Origin of the sequence: Pseudomonas brassicacearum subsp. neoaurantiaca, from assembly GCF_013608025.1 — a bacterium.
Lineage (GTDB): Bacteria > Pseudomonadota > Gammaproteobacteria > Pseudomonadales > Pseudomonadaceae > Aquipseudomonas.
In genome coordinates this window covers 65,158-84,878 of sequence record NZ_VDLV01000033.1, presented here as the reverse complement: position 1 = coordinate 84,878, position 19,721 = coordinate 65,158, and the positions used below count along the sequence as shown (strand labels likewise).

The 19,721-nt window shown below is 61.2% G+C and carries 18 protein-coding genes; 12 read left to right on the top strand and 6 right to left on the bottom strand.

Annotated elements, in window-relative coordinates:
* Positions 1 to 38: 38 nt before the first annotated feature.
* Entirely contained in the window at positions 39 to 1,238 is a 1,200-nt protein-coding gene (dapC, locus tag FHK92_RS17585) for a succinyldiaminopimelate transaminase (RefSeq protein ID WP_181289171.1), read from the top strand.
* Positions 1,239 to 1,452: 214 nt separating this feature from the next.
* Here dapC and FHK92_RS17580 read toward each other — a convergent pair whose 3' ends face one another.
* A complete protein-coding gene (locus tag FHK92_RS17580) occupies positions 1,453 to 1,815 on the bottom strand; it encodes a DUF6124 family protein (RefSeq protein ID WP_181289170.1) in 363 nt (120 codons plus the stop codon).
* 484 nt (positions 1,816 to 2,299) lie between these two features.
* Here FHK92_RS17580 and FHK92_RS17575 point away from each other — a divergent pair, with 484 nt between their 5' ends.
* Positions 2,300 to 2,695, top strand: a complete 396-nt coding sequence (locus FHK92_RS17575) for a type II toxin-antitoxin system PemK/MazF family toxin (RefSeq protein WP_181289169.1) — start codon at positions 2,300 to 2,302, stop codon at positions 2,693 to 2,695.
* 167 nt (positions 2,696 to 2,862) lie between these two features.
* Here FHK92_RS17575 and FHK92_RS17570 read toward each other — a convergent pair whose 3' ends face one another.
* Positions 2,863 to 3,297, bottom strand: a complete 435-nt coding sequence (locus FHK92_RS17570; RefSeq protein WP_258232679.1) for a GNAT family N-acetyltransferase — start codon at positions 3,295 to 3,297, stop codon at positions 2,863 to 2,865.
* A gap of 125 nt (positions 3,298 to 3,422) precedes the next feature.
* Positions 3,423 to 5,069 (bottom strand): Na+/H+ antiporter, encoded by a 1,647-nt coding sequence (locus tag FHK92_RS17565; RefSeq protein ID WP_181289167.1) that lies wholly within the window; start codon positions 5,067 to 5,069, stop codon positions 3,423 to 3,425.
* 293 nt (positions 5,070 to 5,362) lie between these two features.
* Here FHK92_RS17565 and FHK92_RS17560 point away from each other — a divergent pair, with 293 nt between their 5' ends.
* The 4 genes from FHK92_RS17560 (at position 5,363) to FHK92_RS17545 (ending at position 8,575) form a co-directional block, all read left to right on the top strand.
* Positions 5,363 to 5,725 carry an ArsC family reductase gene (locus FHK92_RS17560; RefSeq protein ID WP_123342552.1) on the top strand — a complete coding sequence of 121 codons (363 nt, stop codon included), beginning with the start codon at positions 5,363 to 5,365 and terminating at the stop codon, positions 5,723 to 5,725.
* Between the two features lie 32 nt (positions 5,726 to 5,757).
* Entirely contained in the window at positions 5,758 to 6,792 is a 1,035-nt protein-coding gene (dapD, locus tag FHK92_RS17555; RefSeq protein ID WP_181289166.1) for a 2,3,4,5-tetrahydropyridine-2,6-dicarboxylate N-succinyltransferase, read from the top strand.
* A 176-nt stretch (positions 6,793 to 6,968) separates the two neighbouring features.
* Positions 6,969 to 8,174 (top strand): aminotransferase class V-fold PLP-dependent enzyme, encoded by a 1,206-nt coding sequence (locus FHK92_RS17550; RefSeq protein WP_181289165.1) that lies wholly within the window; start codon positions 6,969 to 6,971, stop codon positions 8,172 to 8,174.
* The gene (locus tag FHK92_RS17545) at positions 8,171 to 8,575 is read left to right on the top strand and encodes a SufE family protein (RefSeq protein ID WP_181289164.1); all 405 of its coding nucleotides are present in this window, start codon (positions 8,171 to 8,173) and stop codon (positions 8,573 to 8,575) included. Before FHK92_RS17550 ends, FHK92_RS17545 begins: the two co-directional genes overlap by 4 nt.
* A 115-nt stretch (positions 8,576 to 8,690) precedes the next feature.
* Here FHK92_RS17545 and tcdA read toward each other — a convergent pair whose 3' ends face one another.
* On the bottom strand, positions 8,691 to 9,509 hold the full coding sequence (gene tcdA, locus FHK92_RS17540) for a tRNA cyclic N6-threonylcarbamoyladenosine(37) synthase TcdA (protein WP_181289163.1): 819 nt from the start codon (positions 9,507 to 9,509) through the stop codon (positions 8,691 to 8,693).
* 330 nt (positions 9,510 to 9,839) lie between these two features.
* On the opposite strand from tcdA, the gene dapE reads away from it, so the two are divergent.
* The 3 genes from dapE (at position 9,840) to FHK92_RS17525 (ending at position 12,256) form a co-directional block, all read left to right on the top strand.
* Positions 9,840 to 10,991 carry a succinyl-diaminopimelate desuccinylase gene (gene dapE / locus FHK92_RS17535; protein WP_181289162.1) on the top strand — a complete coding sequence of 384 codons (1,152 nt, stop codon included), beginning with the start codon at positions 9,840 to 9,842 and terminating at the stop codon, positions 10,989 to 10,991.
* Positions 10,991 to 11,800, top strand: a complete 810-nt coding sequence (locus FHK92_RS17530) for a putative RNA methyltransferase (protein WP_181289161.1) — start codon at positions 10,991 to 10,993, stop codon at positions 11,798 to 11,800. Before dapE ends, FHK92_RS17530 begins: the two co-directional genes overlap by 1 nt.
* Before the next feature lie 78 nt (positions 11,801 to 11,878).
* Complete coding sequence (locus FHK92_RS17525; protein WP_181289160.1) at positions 11,879 to 12,256, top strand: hypothetical protein; 378 nt, start codon at positions 11,879 to 11,881, stop codon at positions 12,254 to 12,256.
* Positions 12,257 to 12,402: 146 nt separating this feature from the next.
* On the opposite strand, the gene FHK92_RS17520 is transcribed toward FHK92_RS17525, so the two are convergent.
* Positions 12,403 to 12,612, bottom strand: a complete 210-nt coding sequence (locus FHK92_RS17520; RefSeq protein ID WP_003184959.1) for a cold-shock protein — start codon at positions 12,610 to 12,612, stop codon at positions 12,403 to 12,405.
* A gap of 240 nt (positions 12,613 to 12,852) precedes the next feature.
* Here FHK92_RS17520 and plsB point away from each other — a divergent pair, with 240 nt between their 5' ends.
* Genes plsB through FHK92_RS17505 form a run of 3 tightly spaced genes read left to right on the top strand, consistent with a single transcriptional unit; the run spans position 12,853 to position 16,523 of the window.
* Positions 12,853 to 15,354 carry a glycerol-3-phosphate 1-O-acyltransferase PlsB gene (gene plsB / locus FHK92_RS17515; protein ID WP_181289159.1) on the top strand — a complete coding sequence of 834 codons (2,502 nt, stop codon included), beginning with the start codon at positions 12,853 to 12,855 and terminating at the stop codon, positions 15,352 to 15,354.
* A gap of 52 nt (positions 15,355 to 15,406) precedes the next feature.
* Positions 15,407 to 15,805 carry a YbaY family lipoprotein gene (locus FHK92_RS17510; protein ID WP_181289158.1) on the top strand — a complete coding sequence of 133 codons (399 nt, stop codon included), beginning with the start codon at positions 15,407 to 15,409 and terminating at the stop codon, positions 15,803 to 15,805.
* A 28-nt stretch (positions 15,806 to 15,833) separates the two neighbouring features.
* Positions 15,834 to 16,523 (top strand): DUF4197 domain-containing protein, encoded by a 690-nt coding sequence (locus FHK92_RS17505; RefSeq protein WP_181289157.1) that lies wholly within the window; start codon positions 15,834 to 15,836, stop codon positions 16,521 to 16,523.
* Between the two features lie 131 nt (positions 16,524 to 16,654).
* Here the strand turns inward: FHK92_RS17505 and FHK92_RS17500 are convergent, their stop codons facing one another.
* The gene (locus tag FHK92_RS17500; RefSeq protein WP_181289156.1) at positions 16,655 to 19,720 is read right to left on the bottom strand and encodes an efflux RND transporter permease subunit; all 3,066 of its coding nucleotides are present in this window, start codon (positions 19,718 to 19,720) and stop codon (positions 16,655 to 16,657) included.
* Between the last annotated feature and the right edge of the window lies 1 nt (position 19,721).

Sequence of the window (19,721 nt, the reverse complement as noted above, 5' to 3'; positions counted from 1 at the left end):
TCCCACAGGGGCAGTGCCCACATTGAACGAGGCCCCCGATGAACAACGCTCTGAACCAGCTCCAGCCCTACCCGTTCGAGAAACTCCGCGCCCTGCTCGGCAGCGTCACGCCCAACCCCGACAAGCGCCCGATCGCGCTGTCCATCGGCGAACCAAAGCACCGTTCGCCGAGCTTCGTGGCCGAGGCGCTGGCCAGCAACCTGGAAAAAATGGCGGTGTACCCGACCACCCTGGGCATCCCGGAACTGCGTGAAGCCATCACCGGTTGGTGCGAGCGTCGCTTCAATGTGCCGAACGGCTGGCTCGACCCGGCGCGCCATGTGCTGCCGGTCAATGGCACCCGCGAAGCCCTGTTCGCCTTCACCCAGACCGTGGTCAACCGGGGCGACGACGCCTTGGTGGTCAGCCCGAACCCGTTCTACCAGATCTACGAAGGCGCGGCGTTCCTGGCCGGCGCCAAGCCGCATTACCTGCCCTGCCTGGACGCCAACGGCTTCAATCCGGATTTCGATGCCGTCTCGCCAGACGTCTGGAAACGCTGCCAGATTCTGTTCCTGTGCTCTCCGGGCAACCCGACCGGCGCGCTGATTCCGGTGGATGTCCTGAAAAAGCTCATCGCCCTGGCGGATGAATATGACTTCGTCATCGCCTCGGACGAGTGCTACAGCGAACTCTACTTCGACGAACAGACCCCGCCGCCAGGCCTGCTGACTGCCTGCGTCGAACTGGGCCGCAAGGACTTCAAACGCTGCGTGGTGTTCCACAGCCTCTCCAAGCGCTCCAACCTGCCGGGCCTGCGCTCCGGTTTCGTGGCGGGCGACGCGGACATCCTCAAGGGCTTCCTGCTGTACCGCACCTATCACGGCTGCGCGATGCCGGTTCAGACCCAACTGGCGAGTATTGCCGCGTGGAACGACGAAGTGCACGTACGAGCCAACCGTGCGCTGTACCGGGAAAAGTTCGACGCCGTGCTAGAAATCCTCAGCCCAGTGCTGGACGTGCAACGCCCTGATGGCAGCTTCTACCTGTGGCCGAACGTGGCGGGCGATGATGCAGCGTTCTGCCGTGACCTGTTCGAACAGGAACACGTGACCGTCGTGCCAGGTTCGTACCTGTCCCGCGACGTAGACGGCGTCAACCCAGGCGCCGGCCGCGTGCGCATGGCCCTGGTTGCGCCGTTGGCTGAATGCGTGGAAGCGGCGGAGCGGATTCGCGCGTTTATCCAGCGTCGGGGTTGATGGCTGTACCACGCTGAAGCGGACCGCTGTCGTGGCGAGGGAGCTTGCTCCCTCGCCACAGGTTCAGTGTTCTGTCGGGATTTTGTGGTTGTCTTTCAATTTATCGCGAGCAAGCTCGCTCCCACAGTGGATGGGTGTTGATCACAGAACGCGTGATCGACACCAACCTCCTGTGGGAGCGAGCTTGCTCGCGATGAGGCCGGCACTTATTACATCAAGTCCGAAGTTCTACCCGATCCAGGCACTTGTTCGCCAACAACATCCCCAACTCAATCATCTGGGCCACTCCCAATGCGACATGTCGTCGCGAGCCGTCCTGATCGAAGGCAAGGTCATTGAGCATCGCATTGGCCGAAGCCAGGGTTTCGCTGAGGTTGGCCAGCAACACTTCGGTGTCGATACCGTCAGCCACAGTGAATAACTGTACAGAGGGCTTGGGTTCTGACTTGCTATCGTCAGGTTTGAGGTAATGATCCAGCGCCCGATCAGCGGCTTCTTGCAGCTTTTCGGGGGCGTAGTCACCGTAGGGGAAAGTGGATGCCGGCTTTGGTGCGTTTTGAGTCTCTTTCTTATCCATCAAAATTGCTCCCTAGAGCTGAAGTATGTAAAGCCCCGCGCTTGGATAGCGCAGAAGCCCGTGCTCCTAGAGGTGTCGTTCGGATTCTCACGTCCGGTCGCTGAATTGGCAGCGACACCCAGAGGCTAGAGCCCCCGCTTCCGACGGACAACCTTAAAAACTTGTCGGAAACTTCGGCGCGTCTGACAGACCACGATCTGTCTGCTCAGACAAGAAAAGACATAAAACGCACCGCGAACGCCAAGCCTTTGATTTCGCTTACTTTGTATACCAACAGATCTCAGTCACCCCTGTGACGAGGGTTCAAGCTGGCTTGAATTCGCTATTGCCGATAGCCATAATCCACCCCGTCACCAGCGAGAGCTGGCAGGAGTCTGGGTCCCTCTCGGGGTTGACCCAGCGGCGCAGAAGGGGCGAAGCAAGCTCAACTGCGTGTCGATTGAAGCCGCCTTCGGGCGGCTTTGCTTTTTCATGAGGATAAGGAATGCCTCTTTATTACCATCCCAAGCAAGGTGATGTTCTTCTTTGCGACTTCACGCGGGGCTTTGTTGCGCCTGAAATGCTGAAGATCCGCAAGGTGGTGGTGATCTCCCCTACTGCCACACACAGTCGCAAGCTCTGTACCGTGGTGCCGATTTCCTCCACAACACCACAGACGCAGCAGGACTGGCATCATCTGCTCCACACCAACCCTCTCCAGTCCGATGGTTACAAAGAACTTTGGGTGAAGTGCGACATGATTTATACGGTGAGTTTTGAACGTCTGGACAAGCTGCATAGAAAGACCCGATCCAAAGGTCGAGAGTACTTCGTTCCTCGCCTGGGCTCTGAAGATATGCAAGGTGTAATTGCCGGTGTAAAGGCCTACCTACCGCTTTGACTTCTTCCGCTACTTACCTCCGAGAATATGGCCTCCCGTCGAGGCCAATTCAGTCGACACTTACCCACTCCATAATCCAATCTGGTAGATCCGTGTTTAGAGGATTTGGAATTGCAAGTCTGAACGGTGATTCGCGCTGTCATACCGCTTATTCCTAGCTCCAAACCTTATGTAGGCATCCTGTACCGTTTGACAAACCGACGCTCGTCGACCACGTAACCTTGTTGCTGATAAAAAGCATGAGCCTGTACTCGGTGGTCACTACTGGTAACCTCAGCCCGGACGCAAAGTTGCTCTGCAAAAAACGCGTCAGCAGCGCAAACCAGCATTGTCCCTACTCCTTGTCCTCGGAAGTCATCATCAACGACAAGGGAGGTAATGCGTCCGAGCCTACCCGGCTGATGAAACAGCTCAAGCACATGCAAGCTTATGACACCGATAATATTCTGACCGTCTTGTGCCAGCAGCACGGTATCGCAAGCGCTAAGTTTTAAAGCCTCAAGCTTATCTCGTATTAGTTTCGGCGAGGCTGGGTAGCCTAACTGGTTCAGGAGTTTGGATACCGATTCCGCATCGGTCAGTAAGGCTTTTCGAACTTTCATATTGTTCTCAACTGGGTATTGCACAGGATCGCCCACCATTCGTATTTGACTTAACCCATCGCAAGCCAGGTATCTTCATAGAGCCTGTGATCGACCCGAGGCTATTCGGGCGATGACGCAGATATTTATTTCCCCAACCCCAAATTCGCCTCCGCCAAATCCAACTCCCCCAATACCTCCCGCAACACATCATCGCCAATCTGGTGCTCACGACTGAGGCGATACAACTCCAACCGCTGTGCCCGATAAGCCTTTAACCGCAGCCGACGCTCCAGCAAATCCATCTCGAACGCCAGCGCCTGGGCTTCGGCGGAGTCGTTGAACACCTGGAGCTGGTGACGATATTCGGACATCAACCGCGCCTTGACCTCTGTCGCCAGTGCCGCCTGGGCCGCATCCGGTGTGCTGGGCAACTCGGCAGGCTCCTCCACTTCCAACGCATGAATCGCCGCTTCAGCGGTTTTGCGCCAAGCCTCGCGAACTTCGTTGCGGCGTTTGTCGTCGGGGCTTTTCTCGATACCTCGCAGCAGCAACGGCAGGGCGATGCACGCTGCAATCAGCGACAACAGAATCACCCCCGCAGCGATGAAGATCAGCAAGTCTCGCTCGGGAAACGCCTCCCCCGCCCCAAGCAGCAACGGCACCGACAGCACGCCCGCCAGCGTCACCGCCCCGCGCACCCCGCCGAAGGTCAACAACCAGCAGGAACGCGCCGTCGGCACCAGGGTCAGCTCGCCGTTGCCGCGCGAGCGGCGCACCAGCCCGGACACGCGCCAGATGCTTTGCACCCAGATAAACCGCAGCACCAGCAACACCAGGAAAATCGCTACCACGTCCAGGCAGCGATAAAACAGTGTTGGCCACAACGTCGCCTCGTGGCTGGTCACCGCCTTGATAATGTCCGGCAATTGCAAGCCCAGCAGCAGGAAGATCAGGCCGTTGAAGGCGAATTCCAGCAACGCCCAGACACTGCGATTGAGCAGCCGCGTGCCCGTCTGGCGCGGCAGCAGATCGAGCCAGCTCTGCATCATCCCCGCCGCCACCGCCGAGAGAATCCCCGAGGCACCCAAGCGTTCAGCCAGCACATAGGCGGCAAACGGCAGTAACAACATGAACACCACGTGGGTCGCCGGATCGTCCCAGCCACGGGCGATCATCCACGCCCGCAAGCGGCCCATCAGCCAACTCAGCGCCACGCCCACCAACAGGCCGCCGACCGCCACTAGGATGAAGGCCAGGCTCGCCCCCGCCAGGGAAAACACGCCGGTGATCGCCGCTGCCAGGGCGAACTTGAAGGTCACCAGGCCCGACGCATCGTTCATCAACGCTTCGCCCTGGAGCATGTGCATCAACGGTGCGGGCAAGCGATCCCGGGCAATTGCCGAGACCGCCACCGCGTCGGTCGGCGATAGGACAGCCGCCAAGGCGAAGGCTACCGGCAACGGGATATCGGGCAGCAACCAATGAATGAAATAACCCGCCAACACCACCGTGAACAGAACCAGCCCCACCGCCAGCGTCAGGACCGGCCCACGCAGGCGCCAGAGTTCGCGCTTGGGCATGCGCCAACCGTCGGAGAACAGCAGCGGTGGCAGGAACAGAAACAGGAACAACTCGGGATCAAGCGCCACATGCAGCCCCAACGAGGGCCAGGCCAGCACGGCGCCGGCGCCGATCTGCACCAGGGGCAACGGCAGCGGGACCAGCCGTCCGATCAGGCGCGACACGCCCACCAGCATCAACAGGATCAGGACGGTATAGGCGCTTTGCATGACGGCTTTCCACTTGCGGCGACATATATCCGGCAACAGCTTGCCGTTGAAGTGCCATATTAACCGCCTAACATCAGCTTGGCCGTTACACCTATGTCGCAGGCCGCCTTTGTGGCAGCGAGCTTGCTCACGATGGCGGTGTATCAGTCAGCATCAATGTCAGATATGCGATCGCCATCGCGAGCAAGCTCCCACAGGTTTTGCAGCGCATTAACCTGGGCCGCCGCGAAACCGTCCGGTCATGGCATAATCCTTCACCTTTTATTTCCAGCACCTGCAAAGGGGGCAGTTCCTTGACCGATTCAAGCAAAACGTTGCACCTTTTCGGCATCAAAGCCTGCGATACGATGAAAAAAGCCCGTACCTGGCTCGATGAGCACGCGGTGCGCTATGACTTTCACGATTACAAAACTGCCGGCATCGACCGTGAGCACCTGACCCAGTGGTGCAACGAGCATGGCTGGCAAGTGGTGTTGAACCGTGCCGGTACGACCTTTCGCAAACTCGACGACGAACGCAAAGCCGATCTCGACCAGACGAAAGCCATCGAACTGATGCTCGCCCAACCCTCGATGATCAAGCGCCCGGTGCTCGATCTCGGTGACCGAACCCTGATTGGCTTCAAGCCAGATATTTATGCGGCAGAAATCAAGTAAGCCTGCCCAGTCCATTTTGTAGAGGTAATTTCATGTCCACTACCCTGTTCAGCCTGGCCTTCGGCGTCGGCACCCAAAACCGTGAAGGCGCCTGGCTCGAAGTTTTCTATGCACAGCCAATGCTCAAGCCATCGGCAGAGATCGTCGCGGCCATCGCCCCGATCCTGGGCTACAGCGAAGGCAACCAGGCCATCACGTTCACCACCGCCCAGGCTTCCCAACTGGCTGAAGCACTGCGCAACGTCGACGCCGCCCAAGCCGCGTTGTTGACCCGCCTGGCCGAAAGCCACAAACCACTGGTTGCGACCCTGCTGGCCGAAGATGCCCAACTGAGCTCCACCCCCGAGGCGTACCTCAAGCTGCACCTGCTGTCCCATCGCCTGGTCAAGCCCCATGGCCTGAACCTGGCCGGCATCTTCCCTCTGCTGCCGAACGTGGCCTGGACCAGCCAAGGCGCGATCGACCTGGCCGAACTGGCCGAGCACCAGCTCGAAGCCCGCCTGCGTGGCGAGTTGCTGGAAGTGTTCTCGGTGGATAAGTTCCCGAAAATGACCGACTACGTGGTCCCGGCCGGTGTGCGCATCGCCGATGCCGCGCGTCTGCGCCTGGGCGCCTATGTGGGCGAAGGCACCACGGTCATGCACGAAGGTTTCGTCAACTTCAACGCTGGCACCGAAGGCCCGGGCATGATCGAAGGCCGTGTCTCGGCGGGCGTGTTCGTCGGCAAGGGCTCGGACCTGGGCGGCGGCTGCTCGACCATGGGCACCCTGTCGGGCGGTGGCAACATCGTGATCAAGGTCGGCGAAGGCTGCCTGATCGGCGCGAACGCCGGCATCGGCATTCCTTTGGGCGACCGCAACACCGTGGAGTCGGGCCTGTACGTGACCGCCGGCACCAAGGTCGCTCTGCTGGATGAGAACAACCAATTGGTAAAAGTGGTCAAGGCCCGCGACCTGGCCGGCCAGCCCGACCTGTTGTTCCGCCGCAACTCCGAAACCGGCGCGGTGGAATGCAAGACCCACAAGTCGGCCATCGAGCTGAACGAAGCACTGCACGCGCATAACTAAACCGTTTTCACACTCGCCTGTGGGAGCGGGCCTCTGTGGGAGCCGAGCTTGCTCGCGATGGCAGCGACACGGTTTTGCTGCAAGACCGCGTCATCGTTCATCGCGAGCAAGCTCGGCTCCCACAAAAAAAGCCAGCTCCCACAGGGTCCGGCGTAACTCCAGCAGGGCCCGAAAGCATGTTGATCCAATCCCCCTGGCGTGCCGATTTCCCGGCCATCGCCGCCCTGCAACGGCAAGGCCAGACCTACCTGGACAACGCCGCCACCACGCAAAAACCCCAAGCGTTGCTCGACGCGCTGGCGCATTACTACGCCAACGGCGCGGCCAACGTGCACCGGGCGCAACATTTGCCCGGGGCCCTGGCCACCCAGGCATTCGAAGACAGTCGCCTCAAGGTTTCGCAATGGCTCAACGCGGGTGACTGCGGGCAAATCGTTTTCACCCATGGCGCCACGTCGGCGTTGAACCTGCTCGCCTATGGGCTGGAACACCTGTTCAACCCGGGCGATGAAATTGTCGTCAGCGCCCTGGAACATCACGCCAACCTGTTGCCATGGCAACAACTGGCCGAGCGCCGCGCGTTGACGCTGGTGGTGCTGCCGCTGGATGCCGATGGGGTGATCGATACGAATGCGGCCGCCGAGCTGATCGGCCCGCGCACGCGCCTGTTGGCGGTGAGCCAGTTGTCCAACGTCCTCGGCACCTGGCAACCGTTACCGGCGTTGTTGGCGATGGCCAAGGCGCAGGGCGCGCTGACCGTCATCGATGGCGCCCAAGGCGTGGTCCACGGCCGTCATGATGTGGAGGCGCTGGGCTGCGACTTCTACGTGTTCTCCAGCCACAAGCTCTACGGTCCCGAAGGCCTGGGGGCGCTGTTCGGTCGCACCGAAGCGCTCAGTCAACTGCGTCACTGGCAATTTGGCGGCGAAATGGTGCAGCAGGCCGATTACCACAGCGCCACCTTCCGTCCCGCGCCGCTGGGTTTCGAGGCCGGCACGCCGCCTATCGCCAGTGTGATCGGCCTGGGGGCGACGCTGGATTACCTGTCCGGTCTCGACGGGCAGGCGGTCATCGATCATGAAACCGCCCTGCACGACTATCTGCTTCACGGCCTGCAGGCGCGCAACGGCGTGCGCCTGGTGGGCAATCCGCAACTGGCGCTGGTCAGCTTCGTGGTTGAAGGTATCCACAACGCCGACCTGGCGCACCTGTTGACCGAGCAAGGCATCGCCGTGCGCGCCGGGCATCATTGCGCGATGCCATTGTTCAAGCATCTGAAGCTGTCCGGGGCGATACGGGTTTCGCTGGCGTTGTACAACGATTCCGCCGATATCGAGCGTTTCTTCGAGGCGCTGGACCAGGCCTTGGAGATGTTGCGATGAACCTGCCTGACGATGCCGTCGCCGCGCTGCAGATTTTCCAGGATGCCTCCGGTTGGGAACAACGCGCCCGGCTGCTGATGCAGTGGGGTGAACGCCTGGCGCCATTGAGCGATGCAGACAAATGCGACGCCAACCTTGTCAGCGGCTGTGAAAGCCAGGTCTGGTTGGTGGGTCAGTTGCATGACGGCCACTGGCAGTTTTCAGCCAGCAGCGATGCGCGGCTGATCCGCGGTCTGGTGGCGTTGCTGTTGGCGCGGGTCAACGGTTTGTCCGCCGAAGCGTTGAAGCAGGTGGATTTGCCGGATTGGTTTAACCAGTTGGGGTTGTCCCGGCAGCTATCGCCGTCGCGCAGCAATGGGTTGAATGCGGTGTTGAAGCGGATGTTCGAGTTGACTCGGTAAGCCCCATCGCGAGCAAGCTCGCTCCCACAGGGGATCTGGGTGTACGCAGATGCTGTATCCAACTCGATCCAATGTGGGAGCGAGCTTGCTCGCGATGAGGCCATCAGCCCGACAGTCAATCCTGAGACTTGGCCCGATCCGCCGGCCGCCGCACGCCCGCGACGATCTTATCCACAGCCTTGGTCGCCGCGACCATGCCGAACGTCGCAGTCACCATCATCACCGCGCCAAACCCGCCGGCGCAGTCGAGCTTGACGCCGTCGCCGACAAAGCTCTTCTGCAGGCAAATGCTGCCATCGGGTTTCGGGTAGCGCAGTTGTTCGGTGGAGAACACGCAAGGCACGCTGTAGTGGCGGGTCACGGTGCGCGAGAAGCCGTAGTCGCGACGCAAGGTCGAGCGCACCTTGGAGGCCAGCGGATCGTTGAACGTACGGTTCAAGTCGCAGACCTGAATCAGCGTCGGGTCGATCTGTCCGCCCGCGCCGCCGGTGGTGATGATCTGGATCTTGCGGCGCTTGCACCAGGCGATCAGCGCGGCCTTGGCGTTGACGCTGTCGATGCAGTCGATCACGCAGTCGATGTTCGGCGTGATGTACTCGGCCATGGTGTCGCGGGTGACGAAGTCGGCCACCGCGTGCACGATGCAATCGGGGTTGATCCCGCGCAGCCGCTCGGCCATGACCTCGACCTTGGGCTTGCCGACGGTGCTGTCCAGGGCGTGCAACTGGCGGTTGGCGTTGCTGACGCAGACGTCGTCCAGGTCGAACAGCGAAATCTCGCCCGCGCCGCAACGGGCGATGGCTTCCGCCGCCCAGGATCCGACGCCGCCAACGCCGACAATCGCCACATGGGCCGCCCGTAGGCGCTCCAGGCCTTCGATGCCATACAAACGGGCGATGCCGGCAAACCGTGGATCTTCTGTACTCATGACCATTACCCCAAAAACCGGCGCGCATTATAGGGCTTTGCAGCAGCAATTCGAGCCGGTTGCCAAATGAATCCCACCAATTTCCCCTGTGGGAGCGAGCCTGCTCGCGAAGGCGATGTCTCAGTTAAATCGATTCTGCTGATACAACGCTTTCGCGAGCAGGCTCGCTCCCACAGGATTTGTGTTCCAACTGACCCGCACCGAGGGCCCATGCGGGTCGTTTTGCTATAAGATAACCGCCATTTTGTAATCCTCGACCGAATACCATCCAATGGTCGAACTCAAGCCCGCTCCCACAGGGACTGTGATCTCCTTTTCAGCTTTCCGGAGTTTTCCATGACGGCCCACGCCGACCTCTCGCCGACCCTGCAACTCGCCTGCGACCTGATCCGCCGCCCGTCCGTGACGCCGGCCGATGCCGATTGCCAGAAACTGATGATGCAGCGCCTGGGCGACGCCGGTTTCAAGCTCGAGCCGATGCGCATCGAGGATGTGGATAACTTCTGGGCCAGCCATGGCAAGCAGGACGGCCCGGTGTTGTGCTTCGCCGGTCACACCGACGTGGTCCCGACCGGTCCGGTGCAGGCTTGGCAGCTCGACCCGTTCGATGCAGTCATCGACGAACATGGCATGCTCTGCGGGCGTGGCGCGGCGGATATGAAAGGCAGCCTGGCGGCGATGGTCGTCGCGGCCGAACGCTTTGTCGCCGACTACCCGGACCACAAGGGCTCGCTGACCTTCCTGATCACCAGCGATGAAGAAGGCCCGGCCCACCATGGCACCAAGGCCGTGGTCGAACGCCTCAAGGCCCGCCAGGAGCGCTTGGACTGGTGCATCGTCGGCGAGCCGTCGAGCACCACGCTGGTGGGCGATGTGGTCAAGAATGGTCGTCGTGGTTCCCTTGGTGCGAAGCTGACCGTGCGCGGCAAGCAAGGTCACGTGGCTTATCCACACCTGGCGAAGAACCCGATCCACCTCGCCGCGCCGGCCTTGGCCGAATTGGCCGCCGAGCATTGGGACCATGGCAACGACTTCTTCCCGCCGACCAGCTTCCAGATTTCCAACCTCAATTCCGGCACCGGCGCGACCAACGTGATCCCCGGCGACCTGGAGGCGGTGTTCAACTTCCGCTTCTCCACCGAATCCACCGTCGAAGGCCTGCAACAGCGCGTCGCCGCCATCCTCGACAAGCATCAACTGGACTGGCACATCGACTGGGCCTTGTCCGGCCTGCCGTTTCTCACCGAACCGGGTGCCTTGCTGGACGCCGTGTCGTCGAGCATCAAGGACGTGACGGGCCGCGAGACCAAAGCCTCCACCAGCGGCGGCACTTCAGATGGTCGCTTCATCGCCACCATGGGCACGCAGGTCGTGGAGCTGGGGCCGGTCAACGCGACCATCCACCAGGTCAACGAACGCGTCCTGGCGGCTGATCTCGATGTGCTGACCGAGATCTACTACAAGACGCTGATCAAGTTGCTCGCCTGATGCTCGCCTGCCCAATCTGCAGTGAACCGCTGAATGCGGTGGATAACGGCGTGGCGTGTCCCGCCGGGCATCGGTTCGACCGTGCGCGGCAGGGTTATTTGAACCTGCTGCCGGTGCAGCACAAGAACAGCCGCGACCCTGGCGACAACCAGGCGATGGTCGAAGCCCGCCGCGACTTTCTCAACGCCGGGCACTACGCCCCGGTCGCCCGGCGCCTGGCCGAACTGGCCGCCGAACGAGCGCCCGGGCGTTGGCTCGACATCGGTTGCGGTGAAGGCTATTACACTGCGCAGATCGCCGACGCCCTGCCCGACGCCGACGGCTACGCCCTCGACATCTCTCGCGAAGCCGTCAAACGGGCCTGCAAGCGCAACCCGCAACTGACCTGGTTGATCGCCAGCATGGCTCGGGTCCCACTGGCGGACGGCTGCTGCCAATTCCTGGCCAGCGTGTTCAGCCCGCTGGATTGGCAGGAGGCCAAGCGCTTGCTCAGCCCCGGCGGCGGCTTGATGAAGGTTGGCCCAACCAGCGGCCATCTGATGGAACTGCGCGAACGGCTTTACGACGAAGTGCGCGAGTACACCGATGACAAGCACTTGGCCCTGGTGCCGTCGGGCATGGTACTGGATCACAGCGAAACCCTCGAATTCAAGCTGACACTCGACCACGGCCAGGACCGCGCCAACCTGCTGGCGATGACGCCCCATGGCTGGCGCGCCAGCGCCGAACGCCGCGCCAGCGTGATCGAACAGGTCGAGCCGTTCGAAGTCACCGTGTCGATGCGCTACGATTATTTCATTCTTCAATAACTACCTTGGGCCCCGGGCAAATGCCTGGGGCCAGTTAAATCCGCGAATGGATTTTTCAAGACCGCAGCGAGGACATCCATGCGCCAACCCGATATCGAGATTTACCTGAAGGACGCCGACGTCGACCACAAGGCCATCGCCCATTGGCTCGGCCAGGCCCTGGGTCCGTGCAGCGACTGGGTACAGAAAGGCCAGACCTACAAGTGCAAGGCCGGCGGCATTCCGGTGACTTGGTTGCCCAAGGCCGTAGGAAAATGGAACAGCCTGTATCTGGAAAGTGATCAAACGCCGTGGGAAGACGACATCGCCTGCGCCCGCGCCGCTTTCGCCGCACTGAACGTCGAAGTGCGCTGCGCGCCTGGCTCCTGGGTGGAAGAAGAAGGCGAAGAATCGGCGGACCGCTGGATTCGCATCAGCACCGATGGGGAAGAAGAGATTACCTGGAAGACGGCGTGACGCTGACTTCCAGCCCACCGAGGAGCCAATGTGGGAGCGAGCTTGCTCGCGATAGCGGTAGATCAGCCAGATTAGAAGTGACTGACACACCGCTATCGCGAGCAAGCTCGCTCCCACAATGTTTTTGTGTAGGCAGTGAATGCGGGTTACAACCCCACCACATCCTCAGCCTGCAAGCCCTTCTGCCCTTCCACGACCGCATACTCGACCTGCTGGCCTTCGGTCAGGGAACGGTGGCCTTCGCCGCGGATCGCGCGGTAATGCACGAACACATCCGCGCCGCCTTCACGCTGGATGAAGCCATAACCCTTGGCGTCGTTGAACCACTTCACATTGCCGGTTTCCCGTGCTGCCATGATGCTCACTCCCATTTTTATTTTTTTGAGTCGACTTTTCCCGCCCAACCGCAAAGGCAAAGCCGTACGAACTTAAGCCACCGTCCAGACGTCCATGGGAACGCCCGGGGCAGTAACTGGCCGAGTATATGACACCCGGAAAAACTCTCAACTGACTTTACTTCGGTGCTTTTTTGCCGATTTTCGACGAATCCGGCACACTGGCGCCCGCACCACTCCATTCACTCATGCAGAAGCCGTATGACCCGCTCCCCGTTCCGCCGTCTTGTGTTTGGCACCTTGCGCCGACTGTTGTATCTCTGGGTTCGCTCCGAGACGATCAACCAGTCGTCGTTCACTCTCAACCTCGACCGCAGTCGTCCCGTGTTCTACGTCCTGCAAGATCCTTCGCTCACCGACCTCGCGGTGCTCGACACCGAGTGCACCAAGGCCGGCCTGCCGCGTCCGGTGCTGCCGGTCTCGGTGGGCAACCTGCTTGAGCCGGCAGCGTTCTTCTACCTGACGCCGGCGCCGGACTGGCTCGGACGCCAGGACAAGCGAGGAGCGCCGCCCACGCTGACGCGGCTGGTCGACGTGCTGACCCACAACGCTGCCGAAGACGCGCAAATCATTCCGGTCAGTGTGTTCTGGGGCCAGTCGCCCGACAGCGAATCCAGCCCATGGAAATTGCTGTTCGCCGACAGTTGGGCCGTCACCGGGCGCCTGCGCCGCCTGTTGAGCATCATGATTCTCGGGCGCAAGACCCGCGTGCAGTTTTCCGCGCCGATCCACCTGCGCGAACTGATCGAGCACGACAAGGGCCACGAACGTACCGTGCGCATGGCCCAGCGGATCCTGCGGGTACACTTCCGCAACCTGAAAGCGGCGGTCATCGGTCCCGACATTTCCCATCGACGCAACCTGGTCAAGGGGCTATTGAACCAACCGCTGGTCAAGCAGGCCATTGCCGAAGAAGCCGAGCGGGAAAAGATTTCCCCGGAAAAAGCCAAGGCCCAAGCCCTGCGCTACGGCAACGAGATCGCCTCGGACTACACCTACACCGCGATCCGCTTCCTGGAAGTCGTGCTGAGCTGGTTCTGGAACAAGATCTACGATGGCATCAAGGTCAACCACATCGAAGGCGTGCAGAACGTTGCTCAGGGCCACGAAGTCATTTACGTACCGTGCCACCGCAGCCACATCGACTATCTGCTGCTGTCGTACCTGCTGTTTCGCAACGGACTGACACCACCGCACATCGCCGCCGGCATCAACCTCAACATGCCGGTGATTGGCAGCCTGTTGCGCCGTGGCGGGGCGTTCTTCATGCGCCGCACGTTCAAGGGCAACCCGCTCTACACCGCCGTTTTCAACGAATACCTGCACACGCTGTTCACCAAGGGCTTCCCGGTGGAGTATTTCGTCGAAGGCGGCCGTTCGCGCACCGGGCGCATGCTGCAACCCAAGACCGGCATGCTCGCCATCACCTTGCGCAGCTTCCTGCGCTCGTCGCGCATGCCGATCGTGTTCGTGCCGGTGTACATCGGTTATGAACGCGTGCTGGAAGGCCGCACCTACCTGGGCGAACTGCGCGGCGCGAGCAAGAAGAAAGAGTCGATCTTCGATATCTTCAAGGTGATCGGCGCCCTCAAGCAGCGCTTCGGCCAAGTGGCGGTGAACTTCGGCGAGCCGATCAAGCTGGCGGAATTCCTCGACGGCGAACAGCCCGATTGGCGCCAACAGGAACTGGGACCGCAATTCAAACCAGCCTGGCTCAACGCGACCACCAACCGCCTCGGCGAACGCGTGGCGCGGCACCTGAACGAAGCCGCGGCCATCAACCCAGTCAACCTTGTCGCCCTGGCATTGCTGTCCACCAGCCGTCTAGCCCTGGACGACCAGGCCATGGCCCGCGTGCTGGACTTGTACCTCGCCTTGCTGCGCAAAGTGCCGTATTCGCCCCATACCACCTTGCCTGAGGGTGACGGTCGGGCGTTGATCGAGCATGTCAAAGGCATGGACTTGCTGTCGGAACAGAGCGATGCCTTGGGCAAGATCTTGTACCTGGACGAGCAGAATGCGGTGCTGATGACCTACTACCGCAACAACGTGCTACACATCTTCGCCCTGCCGGCGTTGCTGGCGAGCTTCTTCCAGAGCAGCTCGCGCATGAGCCGCGAGCAGATCCTGCGTTATACCCGGGCCTTGTACCCGTACCTGCAATCAGAATTGTTCATTCGCTGGTCGCTGGAAGAACTGGACGACGTGGTCGACCAATGGCTCGAAGCGTTCGTCGAGCAGGGCCTGCTGCGTTTCGAGAAGAATCTGTTTCTGCGTCCTGCGCCAAGTTCACGGCATTTCGTGCTGCTGACGCTGCTATCGAAGAGCATCGCCCAGACCTTGCAGCGCTTCTACATGACCGTTTCGCTGCTGCTCAACAGCGGCCAGAACAGCATCAGCGCCGAAGAGCTGGAAGACCTCTGCACCGTCATGGCCCAGCGCCTGTCGATCCTGCACGGGCTGAACGCGCCGGAGTTCTTCGACAAGAGCCTGTTCCGCCACTTCATCCAGACGATGCTCGACCTCGACGTACTGCGCCGCGATGAAGCAGGCAAGCTAAGCTACCACGAGCTGCTCGGTGAACTGGCCGAAGGTGCGGCCAAGCGCGTGCTGCCGGCGGAGATTCGTTTGTCGATCCGCCAGGTGGCGTTGCATCGCAGTGAGGAGCTCACGGATTCGAACGCGCCGGTAATCCAGGATTGATTTTCCACAGGCCCCAGCCTTTGGCCGGGGCCCTCAATATGGAAATGGCTTAATGAAAAAGCTTCTTCTCGTCGCCGCAGCCACGCTGCTGAGCGCCTGCTCCAGCGCGCCGCTGGCCGGCAAGACCAGCCTCGGCGGCGAAGTGTTCTATCTGCAACGCATCGCCCTGCCGCCCACTGCTACGTTGACCGTGAGCCTGCAGGACGTTTCCCTGGCCGACGCGCCAGCCGTCGTGATCGATGAGCAGCGGGGCCCGGTCAAGGGCCAGGTCCCTTTGCCGTTCCACCTCAGTTATGATCCGACGCAGGTCAAGCCCGGTCATCGTTATGCCGTGAGCGCCCGCATCGAAGTGGACGGCGAGTTGATGTTCATCACAACTGAACAGCACACCGTGCAGCTCGATGGCAAAGATCCGCAGCCGTTGAAGATTCGCGTCAACGCTGCACGCTGATTCTGTTCCACTCCTCAAGGAAGCTGCCATGCTCCGCTCTACCCTCCGTTTCACCGGCCTGTGTGCCGGCCTGTTGATCTGCGCCAACGCCATGGCCTTGTCCCTGGGCGATCTGTCCCAGAAGGACGCCACGGGTGGCCTCAAGGATGCACTGACCCAAGGCGCCCAGATCGCCGTCAAGCAGCTGGGCACGCCGGGCGGTTTCAGCAACAACCCGGACGTGAAGATCGAGTTGCCAGGCAAGCTCGGCAAAGTCGCCAGCAAGATGAAAGCCTTCGGCATGGGTGACCAAGTGGATCAACTGGAAACCAGCATGAACCAGGCGGCCGAAACCGCCGTGGTGCAGGCACAGCCGATCCTGGTCGATGCCGTGAAGAACATGAGCGTGAGCGATGCCAAGGGCATTTTGAGCGGTGGCAACGATTCGGCCACGCAATACCTGAACAAGAGCAGCCGCGAACAGATTCGCGCCAAGTTCCTGCCTATCGTCAAGCAAGCCACCGACAAGGTCGGCCTGGCCCAGAAGTACAACGCCTTTGCCGGCCAGGCCGCGACGCTGGGCGTGGTGGACGCCAAGAGCGCCAATATCGAGAACTACGTGACCGAGCAGGCGCTGGACGGTTTGTTCGAGATGATCGGCAAGCAGGAAGCCACCATTCGCAAGAACCCGGCGGCTGCGGCGACCAGTTTGGCTAAAAAAGTATTCGGTACGCTCTAAGCGGACACGACACCTGTGGCGAGGGAGCTCGCTCCCGCTGGGCTGCGCAGCGGCCCCAAGCTTTTTGCGGCTGCTGCGCAACCGAGCGGGAGCAAGCTCCCTCGCCACAAGGTCCGGTGTGCACCGGATGATCAGGTCTTCTTGACCCTGAACCACGCTGCATACAGCGCCGGCAGGAACAGCAGCGTCAACGCCGTCGCCACAATCAGTCCCCCCATGATCGCCACCGCCATCGGGCCGAAGAACAGGCTTCGCGACAGCGGGATCATCGCCAGCACCGCCGCCAGCGCGGTGAGCACGATCGGGCGGAATCGTCGCACTGTCGCTTCGATGATTGCTTGCCACGGGGCAAGCCCGGCCTTGATGTCCTGTTCGATCTGATCCACCAGAATCACCGAGTTGCGCATGATCATGCCGGACAAGGCGATGGTCCCGAGCATGGCGACGAAACCGAACGGCTGGCGGAACACCAACAGAAACAGCGTGACACCGATCAACCCCAGCGGCGCAGTGAGGAACACCATGGCCGCGCGGGAAAAGCTGCGCAGTTGCAGCATCAACAACGTCAGCACCACCACGATGAACAGCGGTACGCCGGCGTTCACTGATTTCTGGCCTCGGGCCGAATCCTCCACCGTCCCACCCACTTCAAGTAGATAGCCGTCAGGCAGTTCCGCGCGAATCGGGTCCAGGGTCGGGAAGATCTGCTGCACCAGGGTCGCGGGCTGTTCCTTGCCATAAATGTCGGCCCGAACGGTCACGCTCGGCAGACGGTTGCGGTGCCAGATCACGCCCTCTTCAAAGCCATACTCCAGCGTTGCGATCTGTGACAGCGCCACACTCGCACCGTTGTCGGTGGGCACCGCCAGGCTCGGCAGCCGCGAAAGCTCGGTGCGCTCATGCACGGTGCCGCGCAGCAGGATCTCGATCAGTTCGTTGTCTTCCCGGTACTGGCTGACGCTGGACCCGGTGAGGGAACTTTGCAGGAAGCTCGACAGATTGGCGGTGGTCACCCCCAAGGCCCGGGCGCGGTCCTGGTCGATATTCAGGTACACCACTTTGCTCGGCTCTTCCCAGTCCAGATGCACATTGACGACGTAGGGGTTTTCGCGAACCTTTGTCGCCACTTTCCGCGCCAGGGCCCTGACCTCCTCGATGTGCTCGCCCGTCACGCGAAACTGCACCGGGTAGCCCACCGGCGGACCGTTTTCCAGGCGCGTCACCCGCGAGCGCAACGTCGGGAACTGCTCGTTCAGGGTGCTGATCAACCAACTGCGCAACGGCTCGCGGTCTTCGATGGTCTTGGCCAGCACCACGAATTGGGCGAAGCTCGGCGCCGGCAGTTGCTGATCCAGCGGCAAGTAGAAACGCGGTGAACCGGTGCCGACGTAGGCGACGTAATTGTCGATGCCGGCGTGATCCTTGAGCAGTGCTTCAAGGCGCTTGACCTGCTCGGCGGTGTTGACCAGCGAAGCGCCTTCGGCCAGTTTCAGGTCGACCATCAACTCCAGGCGTCCCGACGCCGGGAAAAACTGCTGCGGGACAAAACGGAACAGCACCACCGAGCCCACGAACAACAGCACGGTCAATGCGATGACGGTCTTGCGCCGACGCACGCACCATTCCACCAAACGCCGCACACGCTGATAGAACGGCGTGCCGTAAGGGTCAGGCTGGCCGTCAACGGTGCCATGCTTGGCTGCGTGAATCTTCGCCAGGTCCGGCAGGAATTTCTCCCCCAGATAAGGCACGAACACCACCGCAGCGACCCAGGACGCCAACAGTGCAAGGGTCACCACCTGGAAAATCGAACGGGTGTATTCCCCCGTGCCCGATTGGGCGGTGGCGATGGGCAGGAAACCCGCCGCTGTGATCAAGGTGCCAGTGAGCATCGGAAACGCCGTGCTGGTCCAGGCGAAGCTGGCCGCCTTGATCCGGTCGAAGCCCTGCTCCATCTTGATCGCCATCATCTCTACCGCAATGATCGCGTCGTCCACCAGCAACCCCAACGCCAAGACCAGCGCGCCAAGGGAAATCTTGTGCAGGCCGATGCCCAAGTAATACATCGCCGCGAAGGTCATCGCCAGCACCAGAGGAATCGCCAGCGCCACTACCATCCCGGTGCGCAGCCCCAAGGAGAAGAAGCTCACCAGCAACACGATCGTCAGCGCTTCCACCAGCACCTGGACAAACTCACCGACGCCGGTTTTCACCGCCGCCGGCTGGTCCGAAACCTTGCGCAACTGCATGCCGGCCGGCAGGGTGTTCTGGATCCGGGCAAAGTCGACCTCGAGGGCCTTGCCCAGGATCAGGATGTCGCCGCCCTCCTTCATTGCGACGGCCAGGCCAATGGCATCTTCCCCCATGAAGCGCATGCGCGGCGCGGGGGGATCGTTAAAGCCGCGACGAACATCCGCCACGTCGCCAATGCGGAAGGTGCGATCAGCCACGCGGATCGGAAAATTGCGGATCTCTTCCACCGTCTGGAAATTACCCGAAACCCTTAGCTGCAATCGCTCGCTGCCGGTCTCGAAGAACCCGGCGGTGGACACCGCGTTCTGCGCCTCCAAGGCTTGCTGGACCGCTGCCAGCGGCAGGCCAAGGGTCGCCAGTTTCACGTTCGACAGTTCGACCCAGATTTTCTCGTCCTGCAGGCCGACCAGCTCGACCTTGCCCACGTCCTTGACCCGCTGCAGCTGGATCTGGATACGGTCGGCATAGTCCTTGAGCACGGCGTAATCGAAGCCGTCCCCGGTGAGCGCGTAGATATTGCCGAAGGTCGTGCCGAACTCATCGTTGAAGAACGGTCCCTGGATTCCCGGCGGCAAGGTCTGGCGGATATCGCCGATCTTCTTGCGAATCTGATACCACAGCTCGGGAATCTGCTTTGAGTGCAGGGAATCGCGTGCCGCAAAAGTCACCTGGGATTCACCTGGGCGGGAAAACGAGACGATCTTTTCGTAATCGCCGGTTTCCATCAGCTTCTTTTCGATACGCTCGGTGACCTGGCGCGACACTTCCTCGGCCGTCGCTCCCGGCCAAACCGTGCGAATGACCATGGCCTTGAAGGTGAACGGCGGGTCTTCGCTCTGGCCGAGCTTGGTGTAGGAAAGTGCCCCGACGATTGCCAGCAACAGCATCAGGAACAGTACGATCTGGCGGTTACGCAACGCCCATTCGGAAAGATTGAAACCCATC

Bases quoted from the DNA above. Each gene is read 5' to 3' on its own strand.
- dapC (WP_181289171.1), top strand. From the start codon at position 39: ATGAACAACGCTCTGAACCAGCTCCAGCCCTACCCGTTCGAGAAACTC.
- FHK92_RS17580 (WP_181289170.1), bottom strand. From the start codon at position 1,815: ATGGATAAGAAAGAGACTCAAAACGCACCAAAGCCGGCATCCACTTTC.
- FHK92_RS17575 (WP_181289169.1), top strand. From the start codon at position 2,300: ATGCCTCTTTATTACCATCCCAAGCAAGGTGATGTTCTTCTTTGCGAC.
- FHK92_RS17570 (WP_258232679.1), bottom strand. From the start codon at position 3,297: ATGAAAGTTCGAAAAGCCTTACTGACCGATGCGGAATCGGTATCCAAA.
- FHK92_RS17565 (WP_181289167.1), bottom strand. From the start codon at position 5,069: ATGCAAAGCGCCTATACCGTCCTGATCCTGTTGATGCTGGTGGGCGTG.
- dapD (WP_181289166.1), top strand. From the start codon at position 5,758: ATGTCCACTACCCTGTTCAGCCTGGCCTTCGGCGTCGGCACCCAAAAC.
- FHK92_RS17550 (WP_181289165.1), top strand. From the start codon at position 6,969: ATGTTGATCCAATCCCCCTGGCGTGCCGATTTCCCGGCCATCGCCGCC.
- FHK92_RS17545 (WP_181289164.1), top strand. From the start codon at position 8,171: ATGAACCTGCCTGACGATGCCGTCGCCGCGCTGCAGATTTTCCAGGAT.
- tcdA (WP_181289163.1), bottom strand. From the start codon at position 9,509: ATGGTCATGAGTACAGAAGATCCACGGTTTGCCGGCATCGCCCGTTTG.
- dapE (WP_181289162.1), top strand. From the start codon at position 9,840: ATGACGGCCCACGCCGACCTCTCGCCGACCCTGCAACTCGCCTGCGAC.
- FHK92_RS17530 (WP_181289161.1), top strand. From the start codon at position 10,991: ATGCTCGCCTGCCCAATCTGCAGTGAACCGCTGAATGCGGTGGATAAC.
- FHK92_RS17525 (WP_181289160.1), top strand. From the start codon at position 11,879: ATGCGCCAACCCGATATCGAGATTTACCTGAAGGACGCCGACGTCGAC.
- FHK92_RS17520 (WP_003184959.1), bottom strand. From the start codon at position 12,612: ATGGCAGCACGGGAAACCGGCAATGTGAAGTGGTTCAACGACGCCAAG.
- plsB (WP_181289159.1), top strand. From the start codon at position 12,853: ATGACCCGCTCCCCGTTCCGCCGTCTTGTGTTTGGCACCTTGCGCCGA.
- FHK92_RS17510 (WP_181289158.1), top strand. From the start codon at position 15,407: ATGAAAAAGCTTCTTCTCGTCGCCGCAGCCACGCTGCTGAGCGCCTGC.
- FHK92_RS17505 (WP_181289157.1), top strand. From the start codon at position 15,834: ATGCTCCGCTCTACCCTCCGTTTCACCGGCCTGTGTGCCGGCCTGTTG.
- FHK92_RS17500 (WP_181289156.1), bottom strand. From the start codon at position 19,720: ATGGGTTTCAATCTTTCCGAATGGGCGTTGCGTAACCGCCAGATCGTA.